This is a genomic window from Mesorhizobium sp. M1406 (assembly GCF_040317555.1).
Classification (GTDB): domain Bacteria; phylum Pseudomonadota; class Alphaproteobacteria; order Rhizobiales; family Rhizobiaceae; genus Mesorhizobium.
Genome location: NZ_JAMYKW010000021.1, coordinates 46,270 through 70,035 on the forward strand (window position 1 = coordinate 46,270; position 23,766 = coordinate 70,035).

The 23,766-nt window shown below is 62.9% G+C and carries 22 protein-coding genes; 12 read left to right on the top strand and 10 right to left on the bottom strand.

Annotation, left to right across the window (positions count from 1 at the left end; all coding sequences use genetic code 11):
• Positions 1-21 precede the first annotated feature (21 nt).
• The 3 genes from NKH03_RS18790 to NKH03_RS18800 all read right to left on the bottom strand — a co-directional run bounded on the left by NKH03_RS18790 (position 22) and on the right by NKH03_RS18800 (position 2,292).
• The gene (locus tag NKH03_RS18790; protein WP_352870860.1) at positions 22-789 is read right to left on the bottom strand and encodes an RES family NAD+ phosphorylase; all 768 of its coding nucleotides are present in this window, start codon (positions 787-789) and stop codon (positions 22-24) included.
• Complete coding sequence (locus NKH03_RS18795) at positions 749-1,123, bottom strand: MbcA/ParS/Xre antitoxin family protein (protein ID WP_352969745.1); 375 nt, start codon at positions 1,121-1,123, stop codon at positions 749-751. Before NKH03_RS18795 ends, NKH03_RS18790 begins: the two co-directional genes overlap by 41 nt.
• A 98-nt stretch (positions 1,124-1,221) precedes the next feature.
• Positions 1,222-2,292 (bottom strand): diguanylate cyclase, encoded by a 1,071-nt coding sequence (locus NKH03_RS18800; RefSeq protein ID WP_352877823.1) that lies wholly within the window; start codon positions 2,290-2,292, stop codon positions 1,222-1,224.
• A gap of 410 nt (positions 2,293-2,702) precedes the next feature.
• On the opposite strand from NKH03_RS18800, the gene NKH03_RS18805 reads away from it, so the two are divergent.
• Both NKH03_RS18805 and NKH03_RS18810 read left to right on the top strand, forming a co-directional pair.
• Positions 2,703-3,119: a GFA family protein gene (locus NKH03_RS18805; protein ID WP_352969746.1), complete on the top strand. Its 417-nt coding sequence runs from the start codon at positions 2,703-2,705 to the stop codon at positions 3,117-3,119.
• An 80-nt stretch (positions 3,120-3,199) separates the two neighbouring features.
• Positions 3,200-3,559, top strand: a complete 360-nt coding sequence (locus NKH03_RS18810; RefSeq protein ID WP_352969747.1) for a diacylglycerol kinase — start codon at positions 3,200-3,202, stop codon at positions 3,557-3,559.
• Positions 3,560-3,617: 58 nt separating this feature from the next.
• On the opposite strand, the gene NKH03_RS18815 is transcribed toward NKH03_RS18810, so the two are convergent.
• Both NKH03_RS18815 and NKH03_RS18820 read right to left on the bottom strand, forming a co-directional pair.
• Complete coding sequence (locus NKH03_RS18815; RefSeq protein WP_352969748.1) at positions 3,618-4,205, bottom strand: DedA family protein; 588 nt, start codon at positions 4,203-4,205, stop codon at positions 3,618-3,620.
• The gene (locus NKH03_RS18820; RefSeq protein WP_352969749.1) at positions 4,202-4,765 is read right to left on the bottom strand and encodes a DUF1003 domain-containing protein; all 564 of its coding nucleotides are present in this window, start codon (positions 4,763-4,765) and stop codon (positions 4,202-4,204) included. Before NKH03_RS18820 ends, NKH03_RS18815 begins: the two co-directional genes overlap by 4 nt.
• 93 nt (positions 4,766-4,858) lie before the next feature.
• Here NKH03_RS18820 and NKH03_RS18825 point away from each other — a divergent pair, with 93 nt between their 5' ends.
• The 4 genes from NKH03_RS18825 to gltX all read left to right on the top strand — a co-directional run bounded on the left by NKH03_RS18825 (position 4,859) and on the right by gltX (position 11,147).
• Entirely contained in the window at positions 4,859-5,575 is a 717-nt protein-coding gene (locus NKH03_RS18825) for a DNA-3-methyladenine glycosylase I (protein ID WP_352969750.1), read from the top strand.
• A gap of 86 nt (positions 5,576-5,661) precedes the next feature.
• Positions 5,662-7,338 carry an NAD+ synthase gene (locus tag NKH03_RS18830; RefSeq protein WP_352969751.1) on the top strand — a complete coding sequence of 559 codons (1,677 nt, stop codon included), beginning with the start codon at positions 5,662-5,664 and terminating at the stop codon, positions 7,336-7,338.
• Between the two features lie 449 nt (positions 7,339-7,787).
• On the top strand, positions 7,788-9,593 hold the full coding sequence (locus NKH03_RS18835; protein ID WP_352969753.1) for an ABC transporter ATP-binding protein: 1,806 nt from the start codon (positions 7,788-7,790) through the stop codon (positions 9,591-9,593).
• A gap of 180 nt (positions 9,594-9,773) precedes the next feature.
• Entirely contained in the window at positions 9,774-11,147 is a 1,374-nt protein-coding gene (gene gltX, locus NKH03_RS18840) for a glutamate--tRNA ligase (RefSeq protein WP_352969754.1), read from the top strand.
• On the opposite strand, the gene NKH03_RS18845 is transcribed toward gltX, so the two are convergent.
• The 3 genes from NKH03_RS18845 to NKH03_RS18855 all read right to left on the bottom strand — a co-directional run bounded on the left by NKH03_RS18845 (position 11,065) and on the right by NKH03_RS18855 (position 15,645).
• A complete protein-coding gene (locus NKH03_RS18845) occupies positions 11,065-12,273 on the bottom strand; it encodes a DUF2865 domain-containing protein (RefSeq protein WP_352969755.1) in 1,209 nt (402 codons plus the stop codon). The genes gltX and NKH03_RS18845 overlap by 83 nt on opposite strands.
• 90 nt (positions 12,274-12,363) lie before the next feature.
• Positions 12,364-14,688 carry an NADP-dependent malic enzyme gene (locus NKH03_RS18850; RefSeq protein WP_352969757.1) on the bottom strand — a complete coding sequence of 775 codons (2,325 nt, stop codon included), beginning with the start codon at positions 14,686-14,688 and terminating at the stop codon, positions 12,364-12,366.
• Between the two features lie 177 nt (positions 14,689-14,865).
• Positions 14,866-15,645, bottom strand: a complete 780-nt coding sequence (locus tag NKH03_RS18855) for an SDR family oxidoreductase (protein WP_352870872.1) — start codon at positions 15,643-15,645, stop codon at positions 14,866-14,868.
• A 122-nt stretch (positions 15,646-15,767) separates the two neighbouring features.
• On the opposite strand from NKH03_RS18855, the gene NKH03_RS18860 reads away from it, so the two are divergent.
• The gene (locus NKH03_RS18860; RefSeq protein WP_352969758.1) at positions 15,768-16,583 is read left to right on the top strand and encodes a UDP-2,3-diacylglucosamine diphosphatase; all 816 of its coding nucleotides are present in this window, start codon (positions 15,768-15,770) and stop codon (positions 16,581-16,583) included.
• 125 nt (positions 16,584-16,708) lie between these two features.
• On the top strand, positions 16,709-17,923 hold the full coding sequence (locus tag NKH03_RS18865) for an MFS transporter (protein WP_352969759.1): 1,215 nt from the start codon (positions 16,709-16,711) through the stop codon (positions 17,921-17,923).
• Here the strand turns inward: NKH03_RS18865 and dgcA are convergent.
• On the bottom strand, positions 17,894-18,877 hold the full coding sequence (gene dgcA / locus NKH03_RS18870; protein ID WP_352969761.1) for an N-acetyl-D-Glu racemase DgcA: 984 nt from the start codon (positions 18,875-18,877) through the stop codon (positions 17,894-17,896). The genes NKH03_RS18865 and dgcA overlap by 30 nt on opposite strands.
• 76 nt (positions 18,878-18,953) lie before the next feature.
• Here dgcA and NKH03_RS18875 point away from each other — a divergent pair, with 76 nt between their 5' ends.
• The 4 genes from NKH03_RS18875 (at position 18,954) to NKH03_RS18890 (ending at position 23,040) form a co-directional block, all read left to right on the top strand.
• On the top strand, positions 18,954-20,141 hold the full coding sequence (locus tag NKH03_RS18875; protein WP_352870878.1) for an MlaE family ABC transporter permease: 1,188 nt from the start codon (positions 18,954-18,956) through the stop codon (positions 20,139-20,141).
• A 1-nt stretch (position 20,142) separates the two neighbouring features.
• Positions 20,143-20,964: an ABC transporter ATP-binding protein gene (locus NKH03_RS18880; protein WP_352877798.1), complete on the top strand. Its 822-nt coding sequence runs from the start codon at positions 20,143-20,145 to the stop codon at positions 20,962-20,964.
• A gap of 14 nt (positions 20,965-20,978) precedes the next feature.
• A complete protein-coding gene (locus tag NKH03_RS18885; RefSeq protein ID WP_352969762.1) occupies positions 20,979-22,352 on the top strand; it encodes an MlaD family protein in 1,374 nt (457 codons plus the stop codon).
• Positions 22,353-22,446: 94 nt separating this feature from the next.
• Positions 22,447-23,040: an ABC-type transport auxiliary lipoprotein family protein gene (locus tag NKH03_RS18890; RefSeq protein ID WP_502913527.1), complete on the top strand. Its 594-nt coding sequence runs from the start codon at positions 22,447-22,449 to the stop codon at positions 23,038-23,040.
• Positions 23,041-23,075: 35 nt separating this feature from the next.
• Here the strand turns inward: NKH03_RS18890 and NKH03_RS18895 are convergent, their stop codons facing one another.
• Positions 23,076-23,690 carry a 3'-5' exonuclease gene (locus NKH03_RS18895; RefSeq protein ID WP_352969763.1) on the bottom strand — a complete coding sequence of 205 codons (615 nt, stop codon included), beginning with the start codon at positions 23,688-23,690 and terminating at the stop codon, positions 23,076-23,078.
• Positions 23,691-23,766 lie beyond the last annotated feature (76 nt).

Consider the following 23,766-nt stretch of genomic DNA (forward strand, 5'->3'; position numbering starts at 1 on the left):
GGCGCCTTTTTCGTTTTTGGTTCAGCGGCCGCGTTCCCAGCGCAGGCCAGCGAGACGGGGATCGGCAAAGGCGGTTCTGGAAAATTCGATCCGTTTTTCAGGAAATTCGCAGATCGCCTGCACACCGAACGCGCCCAGGCGGATCCGCCAGGTCCGTGGCTCCATCGGCTTGGCCTTGGCAAAGCCGCGGCAGGTCAGCAGCGCTATGTTGGCACCTTTGGGGTCACGCGCCGAGCGGTAGCGGATCGCCTCCAGCCCGGCCTCGCGGGCGGCATCGGCAAGGGCCTGGCAAGCCGCGTAATCGGTCGGATGTGTCCAGGCAGCCGCGTCGCGATCAAGCGGCTTCCGGGTGAGATCGATCGCCCTGGCGCATTTGATCGCGGCGGCAAAGGCCGTGTATTCGGCGGCGTCGCTCGGCCAGGGTGTTTTGGGCGACTCGGCAAAGAACAGCAGCCGGTAGAAGGCCATTTCGGCAACCGCCGTCATCACGGTCCCGGCCGCGTAGTAGACGCCCTTGGTCCTGCCGGCGCGGCGGAAGCGCGAACCGTGCGGATAGACCGAGCCGTAGCGGAAGGGCGTCGCCAGGAGATAGTGGAGATGGCGGCATTCGAGCGGGATCCGCGGCTTGGTTTCCTCGATCAGGTCTTCCAGTATCGCCTGCTCGTCGAGCGTGTCGACGATTTTCAGCGTCGAGACATGGTGCTGCGCCTCGACCATGCGCCAGTATTTGCCGTCGATGCCGACGGCCTCAGACGAGAGCGCGACGGGAGTCCAGATAGGCGATGACATCGACAAGTCCGGTGATGGTGAGGATTTTTTCAAGCGGAGCGGCGTCGAACGCCGTGTTGGCGTTCTTCAGCCATGCCCGGGCGACAGCCACGTCGCCGCCGACAATGGCGTCGAGCGAGCGGAACAGCCTGACGAACAGCACGGCGAGCTCGAATGGCTTGGTGCCGCGTTCGAGCAGGAATTCGTCCCTGCGCATGCGCGAAACCGTGGCCTCCGAAACGCCTATTACCGAGGCAAGCATCCTGGCGGTGATGTCCAGCAGGTCGGCCGCGCGCAGCGTTGCCTTGGTAAGGACTGCATTCTCGGCTGCCTTGGCAGCGGTTTGAGGTTGCATCGCGGCGCCTTCCGATTTCTGTGGAAAATATAGCCCGCAGAAATTCATATGGAAAGGGGTGGCGCAAAACAATCCGCAGCGACGATCGACGGGGAAGCTCAGTCCTTCTTGTAAAGCAGCCAGCTTTTGCCGGCCCGACCGGCCATCGTCGAGTGCTTGGTGACGCGGTTACGGCCGCTGACCTTCGAGCGATAGAGCGCCCGGTCGGCCTTGGTGTAGAGATCCTCCGGCCCCTCGGCCTCGGACGCCATGCAGATACCCATCGAGACGGTGACGGTGCCGTAATTGGTGCCGGTCTGACTGCTGGTGAACGGCGTCTGCTCGATCAGGGCGCGAATGCGCTCGGCGATCTCGTAGGTGGCATCCTCGCTGGCGCCCTCGACAATCAGCGCGAATTCCTCGCCGCCGGTGCGGGCGACGAACATGTCGCCGCGAATGCCGGTCTGGAAAATGTCGGCGATGATCTGGATGATCTTGTCGCCAACCGGGTGGCCGTAGCGATCGTTGATGTCCTTGAAGCGATCGATGTCGGCAAGGATCAAGGCATTGAACAGGATGCCCCTGTTGCTGTTGTAGATCCTGGTGATTTCTTTGTCGAAGGCGCGGCGATTCCAGATATGGGTCAAGGGATCGGTATCGGCCAGCCGCTTGTACTCCTCGAGCTTCGACTTGACGCTCTCGAGTTCGGCCGTCTTGTCGCTGAGCGTCGAGGCCACCTGCCGGCCGTGATCGATCGTCGAATTGGTGGCAACCGCCATGGCGTTGGCGATCTTCTGCAAAAGGTCCTGGGAGAGAAGGCTGCGGCCGCTGAGGCCACTCGATGTCTCATCGAGGATCCTGCCGTATTTCTCGATGTGGCTGCGCTCGCTCCGCAACAGCGAGGCGACCTCCTCAAGCTCCCTGGCAATGACGTCCCTGGCATGCTCGACGATGCCCGGGCCATGGTTCTGGGCAAAGAAAGTGCGCCCGATCTGGTCCAGTTCATCCTGTGTCGGCCGGTTGCTCAGCGAAACGACGGCGAGGCTGAGTTCGCGATTGGTGCCGCTCAGGGCCTCGTAGAAGATCTCGTAGTTGCGCGGCAGGCCGAGCACGCCCAGTTGGCGCATTGTGGCGATGACACTGGCTGCGATGTCGGTGCTTCGTTCGGTCGGGACAGGTGCCGGCTGCATTTTTGTTTCTTCCCCTCGAATCCCGCCGCGGAATTCGCGGGTCCCCTTTGTCGCCGATCTGGGGAATGCGACCGACACTCCAGAACAACCTGCGAAGGGATGCGTCCCCACCCACGACCTTCGCTTGCCGTGACCATAAATGCGCTGGCGCTAAAGTTTCCTTAATTTGTAAGAAGCGGACACGGTTTTCTCTATTTTGCTGCTGTAGAAGCTTGAATCTTCGCACCAACAATCCGTGATAACGCCAGTTTGGTGGCGTCGAATCCGAAATGCGCGCATTAAGAATGAAACCGAATTTCGAATTCGCCGCGCCAGTACATGTCGCATTTGCTTGCGCGTGGCCGCCGCAAAGCTGGAATCCTGATGGCGATGCTCGTGCCAGGCAGAATTTTTTTCAACAAGGGGTCGACATGAGTGATGGCCATCAAGGGTCCTGTCTGTGCGGAGCGGTCCGCTTCAGAACGCACGGAGCGCTGCGTGGCGTCGTCTATTGTCATTGCTCGCAGTGCCGCAAGCAGAGTGGGCATTTCTACGCCGCGACCAATGTTGCCAACGCCGACATCGTCATCGAAGGCACGGAAAGCATCACCTGGTACGAGGCATCCGCCTTCGCCAGGCGTGGTTTTTGCAAGGCGTGCGGGTCGGTGCTGTTCTGGGAGCCGCGACACCAGGACTACATCTCAGTCATGGCGGGGTCGTTCGACAAGCCGACAGGCCTTGAGGGCGAATGCCATATTTTCGTCGGCGACAAGGGCGACTATTATTCGATCGACGACGGGCTGCCGCAGTTTGAAAAATCGACGCCGTCCATACCGGTCGCCGAATGATTCTTGGAAAAATCGCCTTATTTCGTTGATCTGGCCAGCAATTGCATTATCCCGTGCCGGTGATTCGGAAAGGGTTTGGCATGCAGCGGCTGATCGGCGCTTATTTCAATTCGGTGCGGGCGTTTCGCAAACTCGCCGTCAGCGAGAAGGCTTTCCAGCAGGAGCTGATGCTGCTGGCGCTTGCCTTGCCGCTCGGCTGGTTCGTTTCGATCTCATGGCGCGGCTATGCCTTGTTGATCGGCGCGGTGCTGCTGCTGATCATGGTCGAAGTGCTGAACACCGGCATCGAGGCGGCATGCGACGCCTTCAGCCGCGAGTTCAATGTCGACATCCAACTGGCCAAGGACTGCGGTTCGCTGGCGGTGCTGATTTCGGTGCTCATCGTCGCCGGCGTCTGGGGCATCGCCATCATCGAGCGGATCACGGGCCTACCGATCTAGAGAAGGTGCTCGATATTCAGATGATACCGGCCTGACCTGAATCTCAAGCACATCCAGCTCAGCTCTCCTTGGCACGCTCCCTGCTGGCGACGTGACGGGCGACGAGCCAGGCAAGGATCGCCACTGTCAGGCCGATGCCAAGCCCGATCAGCAGCCGCTCGTGGCGCATCAATGCCTGGCCGATGAAGTGCTCGGCTCCCAGTCCAAAGACATAACCGACCGTGCCGAACAGCACCGCCCAGATCGCCGACGAAATGGCGTTGAGCATGACGAAGCGCGGCGCGGGGATATTGGAAAGCCCGGCCGCGATGCCGCCGACGAGGCGCATGCCGTAGACGTAGCGGTTCGACAGGACGAAAATGTCAGGATGAGAGTTGAGCAGGCGAAAGGCGCGGCGAAAGCCGGGTCGCTTGCGCAATCTGACGACATAGCGATGGTCGGCAAAGCTTCGTCCGAGGATGAAGAAGAAGGTGTCGCCGGCGAAGGCGCCGAGGCCAGCCGCGACAAAGGCGTGCCACGGGACGAAGACCTGCTGGTGCGCGAAAAAGCCACCGAGGATGGCGGCACTTTCACCTTCGGCGACGCAGCCGATAAAGACAGCAAGCAGCCCATATTGTTCGATGAAATGATGGATGGCCTGCGTCATGAGGGCTGGGTCTGGGGGGCAAGCCGTTCGTCGATCCGTTTCAGCTGTTCTGCTATCTGGGCGATCTCGTCGCGTATGCCGATGATCTGGCTGTGGCGCAGCTCGTCCAGCTTTTCGTGTAGCGCCATGATCTCGATCTCGGCCTTGAGGTTGACCTCGTAGTCGTGGGCGGCGTCGATGCGGTCGCGCGCCGCTTGGCGGTTCTGCGACATCATGATCACCGGCGCCTGCAAGGCGGCGATCATCGAGAGGACGAGGTTGAGGAAGATGAAGGGGTAGGGATCGAACGACTCTCGCCCCAGCAGCCACCAATTGGCACCGATCCAGAGGATCAGGAAGGCGATGAAGGACAGGATGAACGTCCACGAGCCGCCGACGCGCGCAATGGCGTCGGCGATACGGTCGCCCGCGCCCTGAAGGCCGGCAAGATGGTCGTTGATGTCCTGCGCTATGGGCTTGCGGTCGACGGTACTCTGCAGCACCCGCCTCTCAAGTTCGCTCAGGCTCTCCGGGTTTCGCCTCAGCCAGCGATTGGCGAGTTCCGGCACGGTCTTGTTCATGGATGTCTCCATACAAAGCAGCGGCTTGGCAGCCTGGTTTCCATATAGGAAGATGCCGGTTCGTCAAAAGCACGACGTGAGGATGCAAGCAGAATGCCCGATTTCGCAAAAATCCGCGCACGTGCCGCAAAACGCAAGGGTGGCGAAGCGGAGCTTTCGTCACTGCTGGGTCCGGCGCCCGACAATGCCGCCGTGGCAGACATCGCGGACGATCGCATTCTGTCTGTTATGGCCGAGCGGGTCTTTGCCGCCGGTTTCGTCTGGCGCGTTGTCGAACAGAAATGGCCTGGCTTCGAAGAGGCGTTTCTGCGCTTCGAGCCAAAGCGGCTGTTGTTCCAGCCCGATGATTTCTGGCACGATCTGGCTTCCGATCAGCGCATTGTGCGCAACCCGCAGAAGATCAAATCCGTTCGCGACAACGCGGCCTTCGTCGAACGCGTGTCGAAGGAGCATGGCGGCTTCGGCGAATTCCTCGCCAACTGGCCGGCCGACGATCAGGTCGGGCTGATGGCCTGGCTCGGCAAGCATGGCAGCCGGCTCGGCGGCAACACCGGCCAGTATTTTCTGCGCTGGCTGGGTTGGGATGCCTTCGTCATATCGAGCGATATGGCGGCGGCATTGCGCGACTCGGGGCTCGACATCGCCGAAAGCCCGACTTCGAAGAGGGACCTCGACAAGATCCAGGCCCAGATCAACCAGTGGGTGGCGCAGACGGGCCTGCCGCGCCGCCATATCTCGCGCATCCTGGCGATGTCGATCGGCCACAACCATTCTCCGCAAGCGTTGCGCGAATATATGGGCGACGACTGATCGCCGGCAGTCCGGCCACAATCGGTCCGAAGTGGTCCAAACGAACGCCATTGCCCGACGAAATTTGCCGCGCTAAGTCAGCAGGCATGACCAAGAACCTCGACATCCTGCGCATCGCGATCGCCCAGCTCAACCCGACCGTCGGCGACGTCGCCGGCAACCTCGCCAAGGCCCGCGAGGCGAGAGCGGATGCCGCCCGCCAAGGCGCCGATCTCGTGCTCTATACCGAGCTTTTCCTCGCCGGCTATCCGCCGGAAGATCTGGTGCTGAAGCCGGCTTTCCTGAAGGCCTGCGAAAAGGCGGCACAGGACTTTGCCGCCGATACCGCCGACGGCGGCCCGGGCGTCATCATCGGCACGCCGCTAAAGCGCAAGAGCGGCACGCACAATTCGATCATCTTCGCCGATGGCGGCAAGATCATCGCCGAGCGCTACAAGCTCGATCTGCCGAACTACGGCGAATTCGACGAGAAGCGCGTCTTCCAGGCCGGGCCCGAGATTCAGGGGCCGGTCAATTTCCGCGGCGTGCGGATCGGGATTCCGATCTGCGAAGACATCTGGGGCGATATCGACATCTGCGAGACGCTGGCTGAAAGCGGGGCGGAAATCCTGCTGGTGCCGAACGGTTCGCCCTACTATCGCGCCAAGATCGATGTCCGCCACCAGGTCGTCATCCGCCAGGTCATCCAATGCGGGCTGCCAATGATCTATGCCAACCAGCTTGGCGGCCAGGACGAGCTGATCTTCGACGGCGCCTCGTTTGCCATAGGTTCTGACAAGACACTGGCCTTCCAGATGAGCCAGTTCGAGGAAGCAGTCGACGTCACCACCTGGAAAAGACAGGGCGAAGGTTGGGCCTGTTCGGAAGGGCCGATGTCGAAAATTCCGGACAGGGAAGAGGCCGACTATCGCGCCTGCATGCTGGGCCTGCGCGACTACGTCAACAAGAACGGTTTCAAGAACGTCGTGCTTGGTCTCTCGGGCGGCATCGATTCGGCGATCTGCGCCGCCCTTGCCGTCGATGCGCTCGGCGAGGAACGCCTGCGCGCGATTATGATGCCCTACCGCTATACCTCGAAGGACTCGCTGAAGGACGCCGAGGACTGCGCCCGTGCGCTCGGCTGCCGCTATGACATCGTGCCGATCTTCGAGCCGGTCGAGGGCTTTCTGCATACGCTGACGCAGATGTTCGAAGGCACCAAGGAAGGCATCACCGAGGAGAATTTGCAGAGCCGCGCGCGCGGCACCATCCTGATGGCGATCTCCAACAAGTTTGGCTCGATGGTGGTCACCACCGGCAACAAGAGCGAGATGTCGGTCGGCTACGCCACGCTCTACGGTGACATGAACGGCGGCTTCAATCCGATCAAGGACCTCTACAAGATGCAGGTCTACGCACTGTCGCGCTGGCGCAACAGCCATGTGCCGCCGGGCGCGCTCGGGCCTTCGGGCGAGGTGATCCCGAAGAACATCATCGACAAGGCGCCGTCGGCGGAGTTGCGCGAGAACCAGACCGACCAGGACTCGCTGCCGCCCTATCCGGTGCTGGACGACATCCTCGAATGCCTGGTCGAGAACGAGATGGGCGTCGACGACATCGTTGCGCGCGGCCATGACCGGGCGACGGTGACGCGTATCGAGCACTTGCTCTACATCGCCGAATACAAGCGCAGGCAGGCGGCTCCGGGCGTGAAGATCACTAGAAAGAACTTCGGCCGCGACCGCCGCTACCCCATCACCAACCGGTTCAGGGATCGCGGCTAGACACTGAGAACCCGCGGCGGCATCGGTAGCTGGCTCGTCCAAGCCCTTATCGACCAGATGAAGCGGCACGCGGCGATGACTTGCTGCCATTGTTGCAAAATGATCGCACTGGTTGGACCAGATACACTTTTGGCGTGCGCTGATCTTGGCGATGCATCTGGGCGTCTCTATAAGGACCTCTCCGCGATTCATTTGCGGGAGGTCCGAATGGCAGTATTTCAAATGGTAATGCGAGGCCGCGAAGCCTAGGTCTCATCTGGCGTTCCGCGAGGGTTTTGCCCTCGCACCGACGCCGGATCGAGCGCAGGCTTATGCCGATGCCGGTCGCCGCCCGACTACGGGCGAGACGCCAAATATGCCGCTCCGCCTGGGCACTCGTTGGCCCCTTGCGCGGCTTCTTCAATTTTCGACCTTACTGGGATCGGGCTCGTTCGCGCCCGAATGACATCATGGCTCGTTTTCGAATCGATTTGCGCGCGAGCGCCTTTCGCAACGTCCTTGGCTTCACGCTCACCCATTGGTGGCGCCAGCCGTGGCGGCTTTCGCTCATCATGGGCGGCTTCCTGCTGTCGACACTGGCCGACGTCCTGACGCCGCTCTATTCCGGCCGGCTGGTCGACGCCGTCGCCAGCAGCGCCGGTGCGGACGCCATTGCCTGGAATGCCGCGATGACGGCGTTTTCGATGCTGATGGCCCTGGCATTGACCGGCGTTGTTTTGCGCAACCTTGCCTTCATGGGCATCGTCGAATTGACGCTGAAGATGATGGCGGATATCGCCGCCGACGCCTTCCATCGCGTCCAGCGCTTTTCCACCGACTGGCATGCCAACAGCTTTGCCGGCTCGACCGTGCGCAAGGTGACGCGCGGCATGTGGGCGCTCGACCTGCTCAACGACACGATCCTCATCGCGCTGCTGCCGTCCGTCGTCATGCTGGTCGGCTCGACGCTGCTGCTCGGCTGGTTCTGGCCGTTGATGGGCGCGGTGGTTGCCGCCGGTTCGGTGCTATTCATCATGGTGACCGCGATGCTGTCGCTTGGCTATGTCGCCCCGGCGGCAAGGCTCGCCAACACATGGGACACGCGCCTCGGCGGCTCGCTGGCCGACGCGGTCAGCTGCAACGCCGTGGTCAAGGGCTTTGGCGCCGAGGAGCGCGAGGAGCGCCGCCTCGCCAGGGTCGTCGCCAAATGGCGTGCGCGCACGCGGCGCACCTGGGTGCGCGGCACCATCAACGGCACCACGCAAGGGGCGCTGCTGCTGGTCATGCGGGCCGCGGTGATCGGCCTGGCGCTGATGCTGTGGTCGTGGGGGCAGGCGAGCGCCGGTGACGTCGCCTTCGTGCTGACCTCGTTCTTCGTGCTGCAGGGCTATCTCAGGGATATCGGCACGCACATCCGCAATCTGCAGCGCTCGATCAACGACATGGAGGAACTGGTCGATTTCCAGTCCGAACCGCTCGGCATCGAGGACCGGCGCGGCGCAAAGCCGATCCGGATCACTGAAGGACGGATCGGCTTCGATAACGTCACCTTTCACTATGGCAGTCACCGATCGGCGCTCTATCGCGACTTTTCGGTCGATATCGCGCCTGGTGAACGTGTCGGGCTGGTCCGCCATTCGGGTTCGGGCAAGACGACCTTCGTCAAGCTGATCCAGCGGCTCTATGACGTGAATGCGGGAAAGATCCTGGTCGACGGCCAGGATATCTCGCAGGTGGCGCAAGCGTCGCTGCGCGGGCAGATCGCCATCGTCCAGCAGGAACCGATCCTGTTCCACCGGTCGCTGGCCGAGAACATCGCCTATAGCAGGCCGAGCGCGACGCAGGATGAGATCGAGCATGCCGCAAAGCTGGCGAGCGCGCATGATTTCATCACCAACCTGCCGAAGGGCTACGGCACTCTGGTCGGCGAACGCGGTGTGAAACTGTCGGGCGGCGAGCGTCAGCGCGTGGCGATCGCGCGTGCCTTCCTTGCCGATGCACGCATCCTGATCCTGGACGAGGCGACATCGAGTCTCGATTCGGAATCGGAAGTGCTGATCCAGCAGGCGATGGAGCGGCTGATGGTCGGCCGCACCACGTTGGTTATCGCGCACCGGCTTTCGACGGTGCGGGCGCTCGACAGGCTCTTGGTCTTCGATCGCGGCAGGATCGTAGAGGAAGGCTCGCATGACGAGCTGATCCGGCTGAAAGGCGGCATCTATCGCCGCCTGTTCGAGCGCCAGGCGCTGGAACTGACCAAGGGTCTGGTGATCTGACCCTGAGATGGCCTCCGGCTTCGGCCGGAGGCCACCTCTAACCGCCGGCCGGCCGCCGGGTATGCGCCGCCTGAGGCGCGCCGCCCCCGGTCTTTTCATTATGTGCGCCATGTTCTATGTCTGCCGGGCAGCGCGGGGGCGCGTCTTGTCAACCGCAAAAGCATCCGGTACGCCCCGCTCATGACAGTTACCGTTCGTTTCGCCCCGTCGCCAACCGGCCGCATCCATATCGGCAATGCGCGCACCGCCTTGTTCAACTGGCTGTTTGCGATGAACAACAAGGGCCGCTTCATCCAGCGCTTCGACGACACCGATATTGCGCGCTCGAAGCAGGAATTTTCAGACGCCATCCTCTACGACCTGCATTGGCTGGGCATTTTCCCGGACGCCACCGAGTATCAGTCGCGGCGTTTCGAGATCTACGACGCGGCGGTCGAGAGGTTGAAGACGGCAGGCGTTCTCTATGCCTGCTATGAAACGCCGGAGGAACTTGATCTCCGCCGCAAGGTGCGCCGAACGCGCGGCCTGCCGCCAGTCTATGGCCGCGAGGCGCTGGCCCTGACGCACGAGCAGATCGCCGAATACCAGGCCGATGGCCGCCGGCCGCACTGGCGTTTTCTCCTCCCCAATTTCTCGGGCGATCCGCAACAGCCGGAACGCACCGAAATCCAATGGAACGATCTGGTGCGCGGCGAGGAAACCGTCGACCTCGCCTCGCTTTCCGATCCAGTGCTGGTGCGCGAGGACGGTACTTACCTCTATACACTCCCCTCCGTGGTCGACGACATCGAGATGGGCGTCAGCCATGTCATCCGCGGCGACGACCACGTCACCAATACGGGCGTGCAGATCGCGCTGTTCCAGGCACTGGCTGCCGCGCCGCCGGTGTTCGGCCACCACAATCTCTTGACCACGTCCTCGGGCGAGGGGTTGTCGAAGCGCACCGGCGCGCTCTCCATCGAAAGCCTGCGCGAGGACGGCATCGAGCCGATGGCCGTCGCCTCATTGGCCGTGCTGGTCGGCACCTCGGAGAATGTCGCGGCGGTGCCGACGATGGGCGAACTCGCCGAACGCTTCGATCCGGCGGCGACATCGAAATCCGCGGCCAAATTCGATCCGGACGAGCTGTTCGTGCTCAACCGGACACTGCTGCACCACATGCCGTTCGCCGAGGCGCAAGACCGGCTGATCGTGCTCGGTGTCTCGGGCGAGCAGGCCGAACCGTTCTGGCTGGCGGTGCGCGGCAATCTCGACAGGCTGGCCGATGCGGTCAATTGGTGGCGTATCCTGCGCGAGGGACCGCAGGAGAAGCCGGAGTTTTCCGATGACGACCGCGATTTTCTTCAACAGGCCTTCGACCTGCTGCCGGAGGAACCCTGGACCGCGACGATCTGGAAGGACTGGACGGGCAAGATCAAGGAAGCGACCGGCCGCAAGGGCAAGGCGTTGTTCATGCCGCTCAGAACAGCCCTTACCGGACTGCCCTCGGGGCCGGAGCTTGCAGATCTATTGCCGCTGATGGGTCGGGAAGGAACGTCGGCCCGACGACCCTGACCTTGCGCTGTTCCGGCGGCAGCGCGGACACCGGCGACGTCACCGGCTTGGCGGAAAGCCGTTTGATCGCCTCGCGGTCGAGTCCCCCTGCCAGATTGGCCAGGGTTTCCGGATCAGCGCCCGGGATGGAAACGGGGACTGGGATGAACGGTGCAGCGTCCGTTTCGGGCTGCGATTGCTCCTGATATGGCGGGTTACCGGCGATGATCTGGAAGCCTTGCGCGGCGGCGTTGCAACCGCAAGCCGGTGGCCGCGACATGTCGGGCTGCTTGTAGAGATAGGCGGTCGGCAATTCGCTGTAGGGCCGGCCGGTGACCGATGACGTCATCGAGGCCGAATCGTCATCCATGCCGCGCGAGTAGAAAACCTCCATCTCGGTGCCTGGGCAGCTCGATTCGCAATTCTTCTGGTCGCGTTCGAAATCGCTCGCCGAGGCCGAGTTGGACATCGGGAAGAAGTAGCCGTCGCAGGTGCGCACACAGGAGGTGTGGAATTCACCGCCGACGCTCGGAAAGTCCGGTACGCCGGGCCGGTTGAGCACCCGGCGGACGCTGCGCTCCTCGCCAGGATCGCCAAGCTGGTCAAGTGGATCTGGCGTATCGAGCTGCTGGCTGTTGCCGCCGAAAAGCTGATCGAACAGGTTTGTGCCGCCGCCTTCGCGGTCCGCCTCCTGCAAGGGCGCGCGCCGTGGCGCAACGGTGTCGTCGCGGCAGCCATTGGCATCAAGTGCCGCCACGACGCGCTCGCGGTCACGGCGCGAGCCACCGCCGGCCATCCGCTCGCGCTTGTTTTGCAAGGCGTCGAGATTGGCATTCATGCGGTCGATGGTGGCGTTGAGCCCGGCGCATTGATTGAGGTTGCGGTCAAACAGGGAAAAGCCGCACCCGGCCCGGCTCGCTTGGCCGCGGGCCTTGGAAATCTGCTCATGCTGCCTGGCAATTGCGGAATCGTATTTCCGGATCAGTGCCGGACCGCCGCCACCGCCGCGTGAGGCCGCGGCAAGATCGGCTTCCAACTGGCGGCAGACCCGCGAGGCGGCCCGTGGCTCGGCTACCCCCCATGTTGCGGACAACAGGAGGCCAAGCAGCACGGCAGCATGCGCTTGCTTCCACCCTCCGCTTGCCATCCGCCCAAACTCCGCCTGCCCAAATCCCGCCCGTTGGCCCGCAAGGCTACCGTGTTCGCGGTTAACCGCAGTTTACCGCGAAATCCGCGTTCAGCCCAGATTGACGACCGCCTGCGCCTTGTGAGCGGCTTCGACCACGGCAAGCGCCGTCATGTTGACGACGCCGCGTGAGGTCACCGATGGGGTCAATATGTGCGCCGGCATGTCGGTGCCGAGCAGGATCGGCCCGACATGCAGCGCATCCATCATGGTTCTGAGCGCGGTCAGCGTGATGTTGGCCGAATCGAGGTTGGGGAATACCAGCAGATTGGCTTCGCCCTTCAGCCGAGAATGCGGATAGACGCGCTGACGCAGATGCTCCGACAAGGCGGAATCGGCATGCATCTCGCCGTCGCACTCCAGTTCGGGTGCAATACGCGCCAGGATCGCCGCCGCTTGCCGCATCTTGAGCGCGCTGGGTGAATCGCGCGAGCCGAAATCGGAATGCGACAGGAGTGCTGCCTTCGGCTCGATGCCGAAGCGCTGGATTTCTTCCGCCGCCAGCACCGTCATCTCGGCGATCTCCTCGGCCGTGGGATCGACGGAGACATGCGTGTCGGTCAGGAAGATGATGCCGCGCTGCGAGATCAGCATCGACAGCGTCGAGAGGTCGCGATCCCTGACGCCGGTGCGCGGACCGATGATCAGGGTGACGTTGCGCAGATGCCGCTCGAAGCGGCCTTCGAGGCCGCAGACCATGGCATCGGCATCGCCGCGCTTCAGCGCAAGTGCTGCGATCACCGTGTTGTCGGTGCGCACCATGGTGCGCGCGGCCTCCGTCGTCACGCCGCGCCGGCCGGCGAGTTCGATCAGCAGGTCGACATAGTGGCGATAGCGCGGATCGTCTTCCGGATTGATCAGGCCGAAATCGACACCGGGCTTGATGCGCAGCCCGTAGCGCTTCAGGCGCACTTCGATGACATGTGGGCGGCCGATCAGAATCGGTTCTGCGATGCCTTCCTCGAGCACCACCTGGGCGGCGCGCAGCACGCGCTCGTCCTCGCCGTCGGCATAGATGACGCGCTTGGCGGTCGATGCCTTGGCCGACGAGAACACCGGCTTCATCACCAGGCCGGAGCGGAAGACGAAGCGATTGAGCTTGTCGATATAGGCGGCGGAGTCGGTGATCGGCCTTGTCGCGACACCGGTGTCGCAGGCGGCCTTGGCGACCGCCGGGGCGATGCGCAGGATCAGGCGCGGATCGAAGGGCGAGGGGATCAGGAACTCGGGGCCGAAGATCGGCGTCTCGCCGGAATAGGCGCGGGCCGCGACATCGGAAGGTTCTTCACGAGCGAGCGCTGCGATGGCCCGCACCGCGGCCATTTTCATCTCCTCGTTGATGGCGCTGGCGCCACAGTCGAGCGCACCGCGAAAAATGTAAGGAAAACACAGTACGTTGTTGACTTGATTAGGAAAATCGGAGCGGCCGGTGCAGATCATCGCATCGGGACGCGCCGCACGCGCCACTTCCGGCATGATCTCCGGATTGGGGTTGGCCAGCGCCAGGATCAGTGGCTTCGGCGCCATGTGCTGGAGCAGTTCCGGCTTCAGCACGCCTGCCGCCGACAAGCCGAGGAAGACGTCGGCGCCTGATATGACATCGGCCAGCGTGCGCGCCTCTGTGTCTTTCACATAGGGGTCCTTCCAGCGGTCCATCTCGTCGACGCGGCCCTTGTAGGCGACGCCGAAACGGTCGGTGACCCAGATGTTTTCGACCCGCGCGCCGAGCGAGACCAGCAGGTTGAGGCAGGCAAGGGCGGCAGCGCCGGCGCCTGAAGTGACGATCTTGATGTCCGATATGGTCTTGCCGGCGAATTCCAGCCCGTTGAGTACGGCGGCAGCGACGATGATCGCGGTGCCGTGCTGGTCGTCGTGGAACACCGGTATGCCCATGCGGGCCTTCAACTGCTCCTCGACCTCGAAGCACTCCGGCGCCTTGATGTCTTCGAGGTTGATGCCGCCGAAGGTCGGCTCGAGCGCCGAGATCGTCTCCACCATGCGCTCGATGCCGGGCGCGTCGATCTCGATGTCGAAGACGTCGATGCCGGCGAATTTCTTGAACAGGACAGCCTTGCCCTCCATCACCGGCTTGGAGGCCAGCGGGCCGATATTGCCGAGGCCGAGCACCGCCGACCCGTTGGAGACGACACCAACCAGATTGGCGCGCGCCGTATAGTCGGCGGCGGTCGCCGGATCGTCACGGATTTCCAGGCAAGGGGCGGCGACACCAGGCGAATAGGCGAGCGCGAGGTCGCGCTGATTGCCGAGCGGCTTGGTCGCCTGGATCTCGAGTTTTCCCGGCCTTGGGTGCTTGTGGAAGTAGAGGGCGGCTTCGTCGAGGTCCGAACGTGCCGTCTTTTTGCTCTCGCCTTCCATGCGGCCGCTCCTCCGAAATCTGCCTGGAGATTCCCTTTTAGCATGCAGCCGACGTTTTTCGCGACGCTAATTGACGCGCTGGCGGCTTTACCCTGCGGCGCTTCGAAAGTCATTATCTATCAAGCGCTTATGCCGACTTGGCAGCAAATGATTGCTGCTGGTTGGCAGGCGCGTCGATCAAAAGGCGCTGACGTAGAGACCGCCATCGACCGGTATGTTCTGCCCGGTCAGATAGCCCGCATGGACCGAGCACAGGAAGGCGCAGATCTGGCCGAATTCCTCCGGTGTGCCGAGACGCTTGGCCGGAACATCGGCACTGATGCGTGTCTTGCGGGCCGCCGCGGCGGCGGGATCCTCTGACGTGCCGGCCTCGTGCGGCCCGCGCAGCCGGTCGGTGTCGAGCTTGCCCGGCAAAAGACTGTTGATGGTCACGTTGCGATCGACCACCGTTCGCGCCACGCCGGCCAGGAACGAGGTCAGGCCGGCGCGTGCGCCGGACGACAGGTCCAGGCCGGGGATCGGAACATAGACCGACAGCGAGGTGATGTTGACGATGCGGCCGAAGCCGCGCGCCGCCATGCCGTCGAGGACAGCCTGCACCAGTTCGATCGGCGTCACCATATTCTGGGTGACGCCTTCGAGAATCTTTTCGCGGTCGAGCGTGCGGAAATCGCGAAGCGGCGGTCCGCCATTGTTGTTGACGAGGATATCCGGTTCCGGGCAGGCCGCGAGCAGCGCCTTCTGCACCTCGGGCCTCGAGACGTCGCCAACGACTTCCGTCACCGTGACGCCATAGCGCTGGCGCAGTTCCGCAGCGGTTTTCGCCACCAGTTCGGCATTGCGCCCGTTGACGACGACGTCGCAGCCGGCTTCCGCCAGCGCCATGGCACAACCGCGCCCAAGTCCCTTGCTCGAAGCGCAGACAATGGCCTTCTTCCCGCTGATACCGAGATCCATGATGATTTCTCCTTGTGAGCCGGCGGCAAGCTAGTCCTTCGGCTGGACCAATCGCAACCGTCATACGTTTGTTGCATGAATCGGGGCATAGGCTCTCGCGAAGGCAACGGTGAAAAATCGCGATGTCCGGCCAAGAGCCCCGCACTTTCCGCAGCATGTTCATTTCCGACGTCCATTTGGGCTCGAAGGCGGCCAAGGCCGAATTCCTGATCGATTTCCTTAGACATCACGACGCCGACATCATCTATCTGGTCGGGGACATCGTCGACGGCTGGCGGCTGCGGCGGAACTGGCACTGGCCGCAAAGCCACAACGACGTCGTGCAGAAATTGCTGCGCAAGGCGCGCAAGGGCGCCAACATCACCTACATCGCCGGCAACCATGACGAATTCGCCCGCCAGTTCCAGGGCGTGCATTTCGGCGGCATCGTCGTGGCCGACCGTGCCATCCACGAGACCGCCGACGGCAAGCGCCTGCTCGTCATCCATGGCGACCAGTTCGACACCGTCGTCCACAATGCGCGCTGGCTGGCCTATCTTGGTGATCACGCCTATGACGCGGCCATGCTGGTCAACCGCGTGGTGACGCGGCTGCGCCAGCTGCTCGGACTGCCTTATTGGTCGTTCTCCTCCTGGGCCAAGGTCAACGTCAAGAAAGCGGTCAACTTCATCGGCTCGTTCCAGACGATGCTTGCCGAAGAGGCGCGCCGCTCGCATGTCGACGGCGTCGTCTGCGGCCACATCCATCATGCCGTCATCGAGAATTTTGGCGATGTCCAGTACATCAACACCGGCGACTGGGTGGAAAGCTGCACGGCGGTGGTCGAGCATTTTGATGGCCGGATGGAAATCCTGACCTGGGCACAGGTGCTGCCCGAGGCGCCGGACGAGCCCTTTATCCCGTTGCTCATCGAAGACCGGGTAGGGCAGGCGGCATAGCGCCGGCGTTCCTTCCCGCTCCGGCGGCAATCGATTGGTCCAACCGGTTTCGCCCGGTTTTCGCGCATGTTAAGGGATCGACACGCGTTGCCGTCCGGCCAAGTGCAGCGTGATTGGATCGATTCATGTCCCTGCCGCCGCTTTCGCCCGAACAACTCGTCAAGCCGCGTCATTTCGAACTGCGCATGAGCTTGATCTTCGCGACGCTGTTCGTGCCGCTCGGAACGCATCTGCCGTATTTCCCGCTGTGGCTGCAGGCCAAGGGTTTTCATGCCGAGCAGATCGCCGTCATCCTGGCGGCCCCCATGTTCCTGCGCGTGGTGACGACGCCGTTGCTGACCGCGCTGGCCGACCGTGCCAGGGACCGCGCCGATGTCTACGTCGCGCTGGTGGCTGCGTCGCTGCTTTTGTCGGCCGGTTATTTCCTGACGCCGACCTACGCGATGGTGCTGGCGGTGTCGCTGGCGCTGACCATCGTCTGGACGCCGCATTCGCCGATCGCCGATTCGCTGGCGCTTTCAGGCGTGCGCCGCTTCGGATCGAACTATACGAGCATGCGCAAATGGGGCTCGATCTCCTATCTGCTCGCCAATGTCGCCGGTGGCTTCATCCTGTCGGCAACCGGCTCGCGGGCGGTTCCGGTGATCATTCTCGTGGCGTTTGTCGCGGCCCTTGCCGCCGGGCTGCTGGCGCCGCGTCTTGGCCGTCCGCGGCGCGCTTCGCCGCTGTCGGCCACCGACATCCAGCATTCAGCACCGAAGCTTCTCAACCCGTATTTCCTGTATTTTTCCATCGGCGTCGGCGTCATCACCGCCAGCCACGCATTTCTCTACGGCTTCGTCTCCATCTACTGGAAATCGATCGGCATCAGCGATTCGGTTGTGGGCTTTTTGTGGGCGTGGGGCGTGGTTTCGGAAGTCTGCATGTTCATGATGTTCACCCGCTTTTTCGACCGGTTCTCCGTCGTGTCGATCATGGTGATGGCAGGGATCGGCTCGATCGTGCGCTGGATCGCCTTTCCGCTGGTCTGGCCGCTCGGCCTCGGCGTTGCCGGATTTTTCGGCGTCCAGACGCTGCACTCGGTCTCTGTGGCGCTGGTGCTGATCGGCCTGCAGAAGATGATCGGTGAAACGGTGTCCGAAGAGCGGACAGGTGCCGCGCAAGGCATCGCCTATTTCTCCAACGGCTTCTTCATGGCGGTGGCGACGTTGGCGTCCGGCCCGCTATACGAGCGTTTCGGCGTCGACGGCTTTTTTGCCATGATTCCGATCGCCTTGATCGGCCTGGTGCTGATCGGGCTTGCGGCGCGCTCAGCCCCACAGCGCCTTATCAGGCGGTGACACCAGCGAGCCCTGGTAGACAAGGCCGGGCACACGGTCGCGAGCAAGCAGCAGCGGACCGTCGAGGTCGACGAAATCGGCATCCTGAGCAAGCAGCACCGCCGGCGCCATCGCCAGCGACGTACCGACCATGCAACCGACCATCACGCCGAAACCGAGTTCGCGGGCGCGATCGCGCAACACAAGGGCAGCTGTCAGGCCGCCCGACTTGTCGAGCTTGATGTTGATGGCGTCGTAAAGGCCGATAAGAGCTCCGAGATTCTTCACCTCGTGCACGCTTTCATCGGCGCAGATCGGCACCGGATGCGCAATATGGCGCAGGATCTCGTCATGGCCGGCCGGCAGCGGCTGTTCGATCAGCGCGATGCCTTGCTCGGCGGCAAAAGCGAGGTTTGCCACGATATTATCGTCGGTCCAGCCCTCATTGGCGTCGAGGACGATGCGGCTGTCGGGCGCCGCTTGGCTGACCGCGCGGATGCGGGCGATGTCGTTGTCGCCGCCGATCTTGACCTTGAGCAGGGGTCGCGCCGCATTGGCGCGGGCCTGCGCCGCCATCGCTTCCGGTTCGCCGAGCGACAGCGTGTAGGCGGTTTCGAGCGCCCGTAGTGGAGCGGCACCGATGCTGGATGCCACCGGTTTGCCGCTCAGCTTGGCTTCGAGGTCCCACAGCGCGCAGTCGATAGCGTTGCGGGCGGCTCCGGCCGGCATGGCCGTGAGCAAGGCGGTTCGGCTGATGCCGCCGGCGATCCGGTCGCGCATGGCTTCGATCGCCTCGAGCACGCCGTCCATCGTCTCGCCATAGCGCTTGTAGGGAACGCATTCGCCGCGGCCGGCGTTGCCGCCGTCGCTGATCGTGCAGGAGATCACTTCGGCTTCGGTCTTGGAACCGCGCGAAATCGTAAAGGTTCCGGCGATTGGAAAACGCTCGGCCTCGACCGAAATGACACGCGCCATATTTTTCTGCTCCTGCTATGCGACAAGCGTTGTCGGCAAATCGACAGGTCAGACCCGTCAGGCTAAACAGGACGCCATGTTGACCATTGGCAAGCGCGACGCAAGCGGCACGACCGCGGGGGAGGCTGACCACGAACCGCGCGTGGCAATCGGCGAGGAGGACGGCGTTCTCGGCTGCGCCTTCTCCGGAATCTGGACGACACGGACCGTCGCGCTGATCGACGCCGACATGCGCAAGATCGAAAAACGAAGCGGCTTCAAAACTTTGGCGCTCGATCTTTCCAAGATCGAGAAGATGGACACCGCCGGCGCCTGGCTGATCGACCGGCTGGTAAGCGCCTTCGAGAAGAAGGGCGTCGAGATCCAGATGCAAGGCCAGAGCGAGATCGCTTCGATCCTGCTCGACGCTGTGGGCGAGGCCGTGCGACGCGAACCCGAATCCGGCGCCGCCGGTCCGCCCAATATCGTCATCCGCGCGCTGGAGGCGGTCGGCCGCCGCGTCTACGAGATGCGCGACGACTTCCTCGCCTCGATGAACATCCTCGGCGCCACCATCCGCGGCGCGCAGATGAAGCTCGGTCGTGGTCATGCCGTCAATCCGGCGGCGATCTTCAACCAGATCGACCGCATGGGCGTCGGCGCCATTCCGGTGGTGGTGCTGATGTCGGCGATCGTCGGCGCCATCGTCGCCCAGCAAGGCGCCTATCAGCTCAGCTATTTCGGTGCCGATATATTCGTCGTCGACCTGGTCGGCGTGCTGATCCTGCGCGAACTCGGCGTGCTGATGACGGCGATCATGATCGCCGGCCGCTCCGGCAGCGCGATCACCGCCGAGATCGGCTCGATGAAGATGCGCGAGGAGGTCGACGCGCTGAAGGTCATCGGGCTCAACCCGATCGGCGTCCTGGTCTTTCCACGGCTCGTGGCGCTGGTCATCGCCTTGCCGTGCCTGACGATCATCGCCAATTTCGCCGCTCTCGGCGGCGGCATACTGGCTGCCTGGCTCTATTCCGACATCGCGCCGGCCGCCTTCATCGACCGGCTGCGCGTCGCCATCGATCTCAGCACGATTTTCGCCGGCCTGATCAAGGCGCCGTTCATGGCCATGATCATCGGCACGATTGCCTCGGTCGAAGGCATGAAGGTTGGCGGCAGCGCGGAATCGCTCGGCCAGCACGTGACAGCCTCGGTGGTGAAGTCGATTTTCGTCGTCATCATCCTCGACGGGCTTTTCGCCATGTTCTACGCAGCGATCGAGTTTTGAGATGAAGCTGCGAGACCGGAAAAAGGCAAGTGCGCTGACTGACGACACGGGCGAGGGCGACATCGTGCTTTCCGCGCACGACATCAGCGTGTCCTTCGCCGACAAGCTCATCCTCGACAAACTGTCGCTCGATATCAGGCGCGGCGAGATCCTTGGCTTTGTCGGCGCCTCGGGCGCCGGCAAGTCAGTTCTGCTGCGAACCATTCTCGGCCTGACGCGCAAGCAGTCGGGAACGATCAAGCTGTTCGGCGTCGATGTCGAGAAGATCAGCGAAGTGGAGCGTCTGCGCATCGACATGCGGCTTGGCGTGCTGTTCCAGCACGGCGCCCTGTTTTCGGCATTGACGGTACAGGAAAACGTCCAGGTGCCGATGCGCGAATATCTCGACCTGCCCAAAAAGCTGATGGATGAGCTGGCGCTGCTCAAGATCGAACTGGTCGGATTGCCGCCTGACGCGGCACAGAAATTCCCTTCCGAACTTTCCGGCGGCATGATCAAGCGCGCCGCGCTGGCGCGGGCGCTGGCACTCGACCCCGATATCGTCTTCCTCGACGAGCCGACATCCGGCCTCGATCCGATCAGCGCGGCCGAATTCGACGAACTGGTGGTCAAGCTGCGCGATACGATGGATCTGACCGTTTATATGGTGACGCATGATCTCGACACGCTTTTCACGGCGTGTGACCGGGTGGCCGTGCTCGGCAAGAAGAAAGTGCTGGTCGAAGGCACCATCGACGACATGCTGAAGAGCGAGGAACCGTGGGTAAAGTCCTATTTCCGCGGAAAACGCGCCCGGCAACTTGATCTTGCGGCGCGCGCATAGCCATAAGTGGGACAATGGAAACCAGAGCCAACTACGTCATTGTCGGCATTTTCACGCTGGCCGCGATCCTGGCGGCGTTCGCCTTCGTCTACTGGACGGCTGCGATCGGCGACAAGGGCGAGACGACGGTGCTGCGCGTGCGCATTCCGGGTTCGGCGTCCGGACTAGGCCGCGGCAGTTTCGTGCTGTTCAACGGCGTCAAGGTCGGGGATGTCAGGCGCGTCTATATCGACGTCGACAATCCGACCGTCGCCATCGCCGATACCGAGATCGATCGCCTGACGCCGATCACCAAGTCGACGCAGGCCGATATCGGTCTTGCCGGCCTCACCGGACAGGCCAACATCGAGCTCAAGGGCGCCGATCCCAAGGAAGTGAAACTCCTCGACCAGGCGGAAAAGGAAGGCAAGGTCGCCGAGATCGTCGCCAATCCCTCTGCCGTGACCAACCTCCTGCAGACAGCGCAGAACATCTTCACTCGCGCCGACAAGGTGCTCACGGAGCTCGAAGGCTTCACCAAGGACGTTCGTGGGCCGCTGACGCAGACCGTGCAGAACGTGCGGACCTTCTCCGACGCGCTGGCCAAGAATTCCGACGGCATCGACAAGTTCCTGTCCGCCGCCAGTGCGCTGTCCGATGAGCTGAAAGGCGTTTCCGGCAAGCTCGACGGCACGCTGAAGGCAGCCGAAGGCCTGCTCAACGCCGTCGACAAGGACAAGATCAAGAGCATTGTCGCCAACGTCGATACGGTGACAGGCAACCTCAAGGAGACTTCGAAACAGCTCGACGGCGTGATCAAGAACGTCGACACGGCGGTCGGGTCGGTCAACGATTTCGCCAAGCAGACGCAAGGCACGCTGGCCAAGGTCGACGGCGTGCTCGACGGCATCGATCCGGCGCAGGTGCGCACGGCGCTTGCCAACATCCAGAAGGCCAGCGAAAACGCCAACAAGGCCGCCGCCGACATCGCGGAGGTGACCGAGAAGTTCGCCAACCGCGCCGACGACATCAACCAGACGATCAAGGACGCCAAGCAACTGGCGCAACGCCTCAACGACGCCTCGGTGCGTGTCGACGGCATTCTCGCCAGGGTCGACCACTTGCTCGGTTCAGGGCAGGCCGATGGGGTGATGGCCGACGCCAGGGCCACACTGAAATCGTTCAAGCAGGTTGCCGACACGCTGAATGCCCGCCTTGGCGTCATAACCGACAATCTGACGCGTTTCTCGGGCCAGGGGCTGTCGAATGTCGAAGCACTGGTGCAGGACAGCCGCCGCTCGATCAGCCGCATCGAGGAGGCGGTGACCGATCTCAGCCGCAATCCGCAGCGCATCCTTTCGGGTGGCGAGGGCGAGGTTCGGCAGTTCAATGGCAGGGCGCGGCGTTGACTTCGGCGTCGGCGCGCCGCAAGAACATGAGCCGCGAAAGCGGGTTGATCTTACGATCCGGGGACAACGGGGATCGCGTGTGAAGTCTGTGTGGGTGAGAACGGGCGGGTTGACATCGGCTGCGGCTCTGCTTGCCCTAACGCTGGCCGGCTGCGCGGTGTTGGGCGGCAAGCCTGCGCCACTCGACACCTTTGAGCTGTCGGCGCCTTCGGTCGATGCGCATGGCCACAGCCGCCGTCAGATCCTGATCGCGCAGCCATCGGCGCTCAAGGCGCTGGACAGCCAGAACATCGTCATCAAGCCGTCGGATCGCTCGATCCAGTATCTCAAGGGCGCGCAATGGGCCGACCGGCTGCCGCTGATCGTGCAGGCGCGGCTGGCCGAGACGTTCCAGCGCTCAGGCAGCTTTGCCGGCGTCGGCAAGCCGGGCGAGGGCCTGGCCATCGACTATCAGGTGATCGTCGAGATACGTTCGTTCGAGGTGCGCGTCGACGGCGGCGAGCATGCCGAGGTCGACCTGTTCGTGCGCATTCTGAACGACCGCAATGGCGAGGTGCGTGCCTCGAAGAGCTTCACCGCATCCGCGCCGGTTTCGGGCAGCGGCAATCCAGCCTATGTCAACGCGCTCGACAACGCGTTCGGCGATGCCGCCAGGCAGATCGTGCGCTGGACGGATTCGGTCATCTGAGCGCGAGGCGCCGGAATCCCATCAAACTCTTCTACCTACAAGCGGTCGAAGATGTCCGGCCGGAGCTTTCCAGTCTTCATCACGTGCTGCAGGGTGTAGGCCACAGACAGCGCGTCATCGAGCGCGTCGTGCCCCTGCAATGGCGGGTGTTCGATACCATAGTAGTCCGCAAGCTTGTTGCTCGGCGTTCTCGCCAGATCCTCGGTCGGCATCCCAGCCTCGACCAGCAGCCTGACGGCGTTGTCGAACCGGGTGGCCGGGATCGAAGCTTGAATGCCCGCGATATAGCAACTGATGGCGACCATGTTCAGTTCGTCCTTGCCCCAGGACCAGAACCGCGCTCCATCGGAAAAGCGATCGACGTCCGCGAGGGCTTCCCCGAGGTCTACCCCTTCGGTCTCCAAGTCTTCCTCGGTGATGCCGGTCAGCTTGGTGAAGAACGGGTCGAGGGCGTATCTGTTGCCAAACCGGTCGACCGGTCTGATATAGGCCTTGTGCGTGCCCAACAGGGGAAAGTCGTCCCCGAGTCCTAGTCTGACGGCGCCGATCTGCACGATCACCGGGTCGGGGTCGTGGGCCGCACACCAGAATCGACGTTGCGAACCTTCGAGGCAAAAAAACTCGCAGTCGAATATGATTGCCGTCTTCACGATCACATCCTTTGAGCGTAGGCGGAGCTTTGCCAGTGGACTTGGTGCCGTTGGGAATCGGACTTTGGACGATTCC

Bases quoted from the DNA above. Each gene is read 5' to 3' on its own strand.
- NKH03_RS18790 (WP_352870860.1), bottom strand. From the start codon at position 789: ATGTCATCGCCTATCTGGACTCCCGTCGCGCTCTCGTCTGAGGCCGTC.
- NKH03_RS18795 (WP_352969745.1), bottom strand. From the start codon at position 1,123: ATGCAACCTCAAACCGCTGCCAAGGCAGCCGAGAATGCAGTCCTTACC.
- NKH03_RS18800 (WP_352877823.1), bottom strand. From the start codon at position 2,292: ATGCAGCCGGCACCTGTCCCGACCGAACGAAGCACCGACATCGCAGCC.
- NKH03_RS18805 (WP_352969746.1), top strand. From the start codon at position 2,703: ATGAGTGATGGCCATCAAGGGTCCTGTCTGTGCGGAGCGGTCCGCTTC.
- NKH03_RS18810 (WP_352969747.1), top strand. From the start codon at position 3,200: ATGCAGCGGCTGATCGGCGCTTATTTCAATTCGGTGCGGGCGTTTCGC.
- NKH03_RS18815 (WP_352969748.1), bottom strand. From the start codon at position 4,205: ATGACGCAGGCCATCCATCATTTCATCGAACAATATGGGCTGCTTGCT.
- NKH03_RS18820 (WP_352969749.1), bottom strand. From the start codon at position 4,765: ATGAACAAGACCGTGCCGGAACTCGCCAATCGCTGGCTGAGGCGAAAC.
- NKH03_RS18825 (WP_352969750.1), top strand. From the start codon at position 4,859: ATGCCCGATTTCGCAAAAATCCGCGCACGTGCCGCAAAACGCAAGGGT.
- NKH03_RS18830 (WP_352969751.1), top strand. From the start codon at position 5,662: ATGACCAAGAACCTCGACATCCTGCGCATCGCGATCGCCCAGCTCAAC.
- NKH03_RS18835 (WP_352969753.1), top strand. From the start codon at position 7,788: ATGGCTCGTTTTCGAATCGATTTGCGCGCGAGCGCCTTTCGCAACGTC.
- gltX (WP_352969754.1), top strand. From the start codon at position 9,774: ATGACAGTTACCGTTCGTTTCGCCCCGTCGCCAACCGGCCGCATCCAT.
- NKH03_RS18845 (WP_352969755.1), bottom strand. From the start codon at position 12,273: ATGGCAAGCGGAGGGTGGAAGCAAGCGCATGCTGCCGTGCTGCTTGGC.
- NKH03_RS18850 (WP_352969757.1), bottom strand. From the start codon at position 14,688: ATGGAAGGCGAGAGCAAAAAGACGGCACGTTCGGACCTCGACGAAGCC.
- NKH03_RS18855 (WP_352870872.1), bottom strand. From the start codon at position 15,645: ATGGATCTCGGTATCAGCGGGAAGAAGGCCATTGTCTGCGCTTCGAGC.
- NKH03_RS18860 (WP_352969758.1), top strand. From the start codon at position 15,768: ATGTCCGGCCAAGAGCCCCGCACTTTCCGCAGCATGTTCATTTCCGAC.
- NKH03_RS18865 (WP_352969759.1), top strand. From the start codon at position 16,709: ATGTCCCTGCCGCCGCTTTCGCCCGAACAACTCGTCAAGCCGCGTCAT.
- dgcA (WP_352969761.1), bottom strand. From the start codon at position 18,877: ATGGCGCGTGTCATTTCGGTCGAGGCCGAGCGTTTTCCAATCGCCGGA.
- NKH03_RS18875 (WP_352870878.1), top strand. From the start codon at position 18,954: ATGTTGACCATTGGCAAGCGCGACGCAAGCGGCACGACCGCGGGGGAG.
- NKH03_RS18880 (WP_352877798.1), top strand. From the start codon at position 20,143: ATGAAGCTGCGAGACCGGAAAAAGGCAAGTGCGCTGACTGACGACACG.
- NKH03_RS18885 (WP_352969762.1), top strand. From the start codon at position 20,979: ATGGAAACCAGAGCCAACTACGTCATTGTCGGCATTTTCACGCTGGCC.